Raw genomic sequence first — 6451 nt, forward strand, 5'->3', positions numbered from 1 at the left:
CCGACGGCTTCGCGAGGCGACGGCTTCCGAGCCGACGGCCCCGGCGGTCCACAGCTCCTGAGGGGCCGGGGCTCGGGCGCCCCTCAGTCTCGTCGACCCGCTGACCTCGATGGCCGCCACCCGGCTCTTCGGCGCGCACGTCATGGACCTCGGCGGACGGCCCGGCCTGCTCACGGCCCTGGAGGCCGAGGGCGGCCTGCCGCTGCGGCTGCGCCTGACCCCCTGGTGCGTGCCCGGCGCCGACCGGGGGAAGCTGGGGGAGCTGGTACGGCTCCAGAAGCGGTCCGGACGGGTGGCGGGTCGGCGGCGTGAAGCTCTTCATGGGCGGCACCGTCGAGGGCGGCGCCGCCTGGCTGGAGCACGCCGACTGCCACGACCAGGGCACCGACGCCTTCTGGCCCCCGACCTACACCCGTGCCGACCACACCGACGAGTGGTCGAAGCGGCTCGGCGAGGAGCGGGTGGAGCGCGCCTGGCGCTGCCGGGACCTGCGGGAGGGCGGGGCGTACGCGGCGCTCGGCTCGGACCGGCCCATCGCACACCGCGTCGCCCGTCAGGTCCTCGCACCGCCCAGGCGCCGCGCGGGGCCGCCTGGGCGGTGGCACGGTCCGACCGGCCCGACGGCGCTGGAGGGGATGACCACGCACGCGGCGGCCGCGGCGGGGGAGGATCAGGTCACCGGGCGGATCACCGCCTGCGGGCCGGTCTCACGGCGTTCACGGTCGGCCCGGTGACCGCCCCGGCCGACGAGACCGAGGGGGCGCCGATCCGGCTCACCATGACCGCCGGCCGGATCACGTACCGGAGCCGACCTTCTCGGCCGGGGCCGCCGGATCCCGGTCCGCCTCCGCCGGGGGCGAACCGGTCTGCCCCGCGCCGCCGCCGCCCTGAGCGACGGGCCGGGCGGACTCCACCAGCGCGGGCAGCCCCTGCGGCAGCGAGCCGTACCAGAAGTACGAGACGGCGAAGCCGAAGGCCAGGCAGATCATGCCGCCCACCGCGTCCAGCCAGAAGTGGTTGGCGGTGGCCACGATCACCACCAGGGTGGCGACCGGGTAGAGCAGCCCGAGGATGCGCGCCCAGGGCGCCGTGGCGAGGGCGAAGATGATCAGACCGGACCACAGCGACCAGCCGATGTGCATCGACGGCATCGCCGCGTACTGGTTCGACATGTTCTTGAGGTTGCCCGAGGCCATCGAACCCCAGGTGTGGTGCACCAGGACCGTGTCGACGAAGCTCTGGCCGTTCATCAGCCGGGGCGGTGCGAGCGGATACAGGTAGTAACCGACCAGGGCCACACCGGTGGTGGCGAACAGGACCGTACGGGACGCGGCGTAACGGCCCGGCTGCCACCGGTAGAGCCACACGAGCACACCGATCGTCACGATGAAGTGCAGGGTGGCGTAGTAGTAGTTCATCGACACGATGAGCCAGGTCACCGAGTTGACCGCGTGGTTGACGGACTGCTCGAAGGCGAGGCCGAGGGCTTCCTCGGCCTGCCAGATCCAGTCGGCGTTCCGCAGCGCCTGGGCCTTCTGCTCCGGTACCGCGTTGCGGATGAGCGAGTACGTCCAGTAGCTGACGCCGATGAGGAGGATCTCGAACCAGATCCTGGGACGGCGCGGCGCTCGCAGGCGGGCCCGCACTCCGCCACCGTCCTGCATGGGTGACGGGGTGGCCGCCGTCCGGCCTTCCAAACTCTTCACGGTCGCTTCACCCATAGGAGGAGAGTCTGCCAGATCCACGCCCCTCGTCCGATCATCCCCCGGTCGGGTTCGGCACGCACTCGCTCCGCCTTGAGTACGAGGCCGGAGGGCGGAGGGTTCGGGGTCCCATCAGGGGCTCCACCAGGGTTTTCGTCAGGGGTTCTGTCCGGAGTTTCCCTGGCCCGGGCCGGAAGCGGTTGAACCGCGAACGACCAGCTCGGGCATGAAGACGAACTCGCTGTGAGGGGCCGGCGTCCCTCCGACCTCTTCGAGCAGCGCGCGGACCGCCGCCTGCCCCATCGCCTGCACCGGCTGGCGGATGGTGGTCAGCGGCGGATCGGTGAACGCTATGAGAGGGGAGTCGTCGAATCCGACGACCGAGACGTCCTTCGGCACGAGCAGCCCCTGCTGCCGGGCGGCGCGGATGGCGCCGAGCGCCATCATGTCGCTGGCGCAGACGACGGCGGTGCAGCCGGCGGAGATCAGGGCGCCGGCGGCGGCCTGCCCGCCCTCCAGGGTGTAGAGCGAGTGCTGGATCAGCTTCTCGGACTCCTCCTGGGAGAGCCCGAGCCGCTCCCGCATGCCCCGCTGGAACCCCTCGATCTTGCGGAGCACCGGCACGAACCGCTTCGGTCCCACCGCGAGCCCGATCCGGGTGTGCCCGAGCGCGGCCAGGTGTGTCACGGCCAGCTGCATCGCGGCCCGGTCGTCGGGCGAGACGAAGGGGGCCTGGACCTTGGGGGAGAAGCCGTTGATGAGGACGTACGGGACGCCCTTGCCGCGCAGCCGGTCGTAGCGCGTCATGTCGGCGGTGGTGTCGGCGTGGAGCCCGGAGACGAAGATGATCCCGGCGACCCCTCGGTCGACGAGCATCTCGGTCAGCTCGTCCTCGGTGGACCCGCCGGGGGTCTGGGTGGCGAGGACGGGGGTGTAGCCCTGACGGGTCAGGGCCTGCCCGATGACCTGCGCGAGGGCGGGGAAGATCGGGTTGTCCAGTTCGGGGGTTATCAGCCCGACGAGCCCGGCGCTGCGCTGACGCAGCCGTACCGGCCTCTCGTATCCGAGGACGTCGAGTGCGGCAAGCACGGACTCACGGGTGGCCGCGGCCACACCGGGCTTGCCGTTGAGCACGCGGCTGACTGTGGCTTCACTGACCCCCGCCTGGGCTGCGATGTCGGCAAGCCGCGCGGTCATGGGATTGGACTGTACCGGTCGCACGTCAGATTGCCCACCAAACGCAGGACTCGGCCGGAACGAGGACGCCCGGCGTGGAGCCGGCGCCGGGGGCCTCCGGGTCGAACTCCCCGGCGGGAGAGGGCAGTACGAGCCCCAGGGTCCCGCTTCCCCCGCTGTCCCGCAGACCCTGCGCGGACGGCTCGGCGGCCCCGGGGCCCGGCGGATCCACCGCGACGCCGGTGCCCGTCCCGTGCCCGTCCTCCCGCGCGGCGCGCGGGAGATCGGCCGTCGCGCCCGCGCCGGGCTCGCTGGTCAGCAGAGGCGCACCCGTGGCCGGCAGCTCCACGGTCACGTCCGCGCCCGTCGTGTTCAGGGCGACCAGCACGCCGCCCGCCTCCGCGCGGCGGCGGAAGGCCAGGACACCCTCCGGGGCGTCCAGCCACTCGACCGCCTCGCCCGCGCCCAGAGCGGGGTGGTCGCGGCGGACGCGGAGGGCGGCGCGGTAGAGCTCCAGCGTGGAGGCGGGGTCGCCGGTCTGGGCCGCCACGCTCAGGCCCGCCCACTCCGGGGGCTGCGGCAGCCAGGCGCCGGCCGGGCCGAAGCCGTACGAAGGGCCCTCGGCGGACCACGGCAGCGGGACGCGGCAGCCGTCGCGCAGCCCGTCCTGGCCGTCGCCGCGCAGGAACGCGGGATCCTGGCGCAGCTCGTCCGGCAGGTCGGTCACCTCGGGCAGGCCCAGCTCCTCGCCCTGGTAGACGTAGACGGAACCGGGCAGCGCCAGCATCAGCAGGGCCGCCGCCCGGGCCCGCCGCAGGCCCGTGACCGGGTCGCCGGCCCCGTACCGCGTGGTGTGCCGGACCACGTCGTGGTTGGAGAGCACCCACGTCGTCGGCGCGCCCACCGACGCCGTGGCCCGCAGTGACTCCTCGACCACCGACCGCAGCGCCGCCGCGTCCCAGGCGCAGTTCAGGAACTGGAAGTTGAACGCCTGGTGCAGCTCGTCCGGCCGTACGTAGAGCGCGAGCCGCTCCGGCGTCGGCGCCCAGGCCTCCGCGACCCCGATGCGGTCGGGGCCGTACGACTCCAGGAGGCGCCGCCAGTGGCGGTGGATCTCGTGCACCCCGTCCTGGTCGAAGAACGGCAGCCGCTGGGTCCCGATCAACTTCGCCTGCTGCCCGTGCCCGATGTCGGGCAGTCCCTCCGCCTTGACCATGCCGTGGGCGACGTCGATCCGGAACCCGTCCACGCCCAGATCCAGCCAGAAGCGGAGCACGGAGTCGAACTCGGCCCGGACCTGCGCGTTCTTCCAGTTCAGGTCCGGCTGCTCGGGCGCGAAGAGATGGAGGTACCAGGTGCCGTCCTCGACCCGGGTCCACGCGGGGCCGCCGAAGACGGACTCCCAGTCGTTGGGGGGCTCGGCGCCGCCGGGACCGCGCCCGGGGCGGAAGACGTAGCGGTCCCGGCCGACCCCGGCCAGGGCGGCCTCGAACCAGGGATGCCGGGCCGAGGTGTGGTTGGGGACGATGTCCACGATCACCCGCAGGCCGAGCGCGTGCGCCGCCCGGACGAGGTCGTCGGCGTCCGCCAGGTCCCCGAAGACGGGATCGACGGCCCGGTAGTCCGCCACGTCGTACCCGCCGTCCGCCTGCGGGGAGGCGTAGAACGGCGTCAGCCACACGGCGTCCGCGCCGAGCCCGGCCACGTGGGCGAGCCGTTCCCGGACCCCTCGCAGGTCCCCGATCCCGTCGCCGTCGCTGTCCGCGAAGGAGCGGACGTACACCTGGTAGATGACGGCGTCCCGCCACCACCCCACGGAGCTGTCGCAAGGACTTGCAAGGGCGGCGGTCGGCGGCGTGGAGGTGAGCTCGTGGGCCATGTGCGGTGTCCCTCTCGCATGTTCCGGGTGCTGGTCGTCGTACTGACAACGAGGTCAGGCCAGTCATGAAACGGTCCTGCAAGCGATGACGAAAAGGCTTGCAGCCCCGTGCGGCCCCCGCAAGACCGCCTCCGACCGCACTGTCAAGCGACTCGTCGGCATCCTTCGGGACACGCGACTGTAACGATCGCCGGGCCTTGCAGAAATTTCTCGCAAGCTCTTTCGGCTCGTTTTCATCCCTGTTACGTTCCTGGCAACCCGGCGCGCCGCGAGGGAGCGGTCGCATGAGGAAGGTCTTCGCCCCTCGTTCATCCGGGATCTTTGAAGGAGTTCACATGCGGCGTGGCATAGCGGCCACCGCGCTGGTCGCAGCCCTGGGCGTGACCCTGGCGGCGTGCGGGAGTGACGGCGGCGACAACGGCGGCTCGACGAGCTCGGGCGAGCTCTCCGGCACCGTGACGTGGTGGGACACCTCCAACGTCGGCAGCGAGGACAAGGTCTTCAAGAAGCTTGCCGAGGGCTTCACCAAGAAGCACCCGAAGGTCACCGTCAAGTACGTGAACGTGCCGTTCGGTGAGGCGCAGAACAAGTTCAAGAACGCCGCGCAGTCCGGCTCGGGCGCCCCCGACGTCATCCGCTCCGAGGTGGCCTGGACCCCCGACTTCGCCAACCTCGGATACCTCGCGCCGCTGGACGGCACCGCCGCTCTGAAGGACGACAAGGACTTCCTCAAGCAGGCCGCCGCCTCCACCAAGTACCAGGGCAAGACCTACGGCGTGCCGCAGGTCATCGACTCCATGGGCATCTTCTACAACAAGAAGATCTTCAAGGAGGCCGGTGTCGAGGCGCCCAAGACAGTCGCCGAGCTGAAGTCCGTCGCCACCAAGATCAAGGAGAAGACCGGCAAGACCGGCCTCTACCTGCGCGGTGACGACGCCTACTGGTTCCTCTCCTTCCTCTACGGAGAGGGCGGCGACATGGTCGACGCCGACGGCAAGAAGATCACCATCGACAACGCCGCCGGCGTGAAGGCCATGACCACCGTCAAGGACCTGGTCGACTCGAAGGTCGCGATCACCGACGCCACCAACGGCTGGGACAACATGCAGGCCGCCTTCAAGGACGGCAAGGTCGCGATGATGATCAACGGCCCCTGGGCCGTCACCGACACCTACGCGGGCAAGGAGTTCGCCGACAAGGCGAACCTCGGCATCGCCCCGGTCCCCGCCGGCTCGGCCGGCCAGGGCGCCCCGCAGGGCGGTCACAACCTCGCCGTCTACGCGGGCTCCAAGAACCTGAACGCCTCGTACGCCTTCGTCGAGTACATGACCTCCGTCGAGGCGCAGACCACCGCGGCCAAGGAGCTCAGCCTGCTCCCGACCCGCGAGTCCGTCTACATCAAGCCGGACGTGGCGAGCAACGAGATGATCAACTTCTTCAAGCCGGTCGTCGACAAGGCCGTCGAGCGCCCCTGGATCCCCGAGGGCGGCAGCCTGTTCGCGCCGCTGCAGACCGAGTACACCAAGGTCCTCACCGGCCAGGCCACCCCGGAGCAGGGAGCCAAGGCGACGGGCGACGCCTACCGCAAGCTCCTCAAGGACTGGAAGTAACAGGAAGGCAGGCCGGCTGATGGCTGTGGACACCAGCAGCCAGTCGGTGGCGAAGGCCGCGGGCGACCACGTCGCCCGCGACA

Annotated in this window: 4 protein-coding genes and 1 pseudogene; 2 read left to right on the plus strand and 3 right to left on the minus strand. The window is 71.3% G+C overall.

Annotated features, from left to right (window positions below; all coding sequences use genetic code 11):
* Positions 1-100 precede the first annotated feature (100 nt).
* Positions 101-808 (plus strand): annotated as a pseudogene (locus IE136_RS35290) (amidohydrolase family protein); the annotation flags it as partial.
* On the opposite strand, the gene IE136_RS01005 reads toward IE136_RS35290, so the two are convergent.
* From IE136_RS01005 to IE136_RS01015, 3 genes are all read right to left on the minus strand, one after another.
* The gene (locus IE136_RS01005; RefSeq protein ID WP_189599170.1) at positions 795-1721 is read right to left on the minus strand and encodes a phosphatase PAP2 family protein; all 927 of its coding nucleotides are present in this window, start codon (positions 1719-1721) and stop codon (positions 795-797) included. The pseudogene IE136_RS35290 and the gene IE136_RS01005 overlap by 14 nt on opposite strands.
* Before the next feature lie 138 nt (positions 1722-1859).
* Positions 1860-2900: a LacI family DNA-binding transcriptional regulator gene (locus IE136_RS01010; protein WP_158986744.1), complete on the minus strand. Its 1041-nt coding sequence runs from the start codon at positions 2898-2900 to the stop codon at positions 1860-1862.
* 25 nt (positions 2901-2925) lie between these two features.
* Positions 2926-4758, minus strand: coding sequence for a glycoside hydrolase family 13 protein (locus tag IE136_RS01015; RefSeq protein WP_229818585.1), 1833 nt, complete (start codon positions 4756-4758; stop codon positions 2926-2928).
* A gap of 335 nt (positions 4759-5093) precedes the next feature.
* On the opposite strand from IE136_RS01015, the gene IE136_RS01020 reads away from it, so the two are divergent.
* Entirely contained in the window at positions 5094-6368 is a 1275-nt protein-coding gene (locus IE136_RS01020) for an extracellular solute-binding protein (protein ID WP_158986742.1), read from the plus strand.
* Positions 6369-6451 lie beyond the last annotated feature (83 nt).

Source organism: Streptomyces lateritius (assembly GCF_014649715.1).
Lineage (GTDB): Bacteria > Actinomycetota > Actinomycetes > Streptomycetales > Streptomycetaceae > Streptomyces > Streptomyces lateritius.

Coding starts and splice junctions, on each gene's coding strand:
- IE136_RS01005 (WP_189599170.1), bottom strand. CDS start 1,721: ATGGGTGAAGCGACCGTGAAGAGTTTGGAAGGCCGGACGGCGGCCACC.
- IE136_RS01010 (WP_158986744.1), bottom strand. CDS start 2,900: ATGACCGCGCGGCTTGCCGACATCGCAGCCCAGGCGGGGGTCAGTGAA.
- IE136_RS01015 (WP_229818585.1), bottom strand. CDS start 4,758: ATGGCCCACGAGCTCACCTCCACGCCGCCGACCGCCGCCCTTGCAAGT.
- IE136_RS01020 (WP_158986742.1), top strand. CDS start 5,094: ATGCGGCGTGGCATAGCGGCCACCGCGCTGGTCGCAGCCCTGGGCGTG.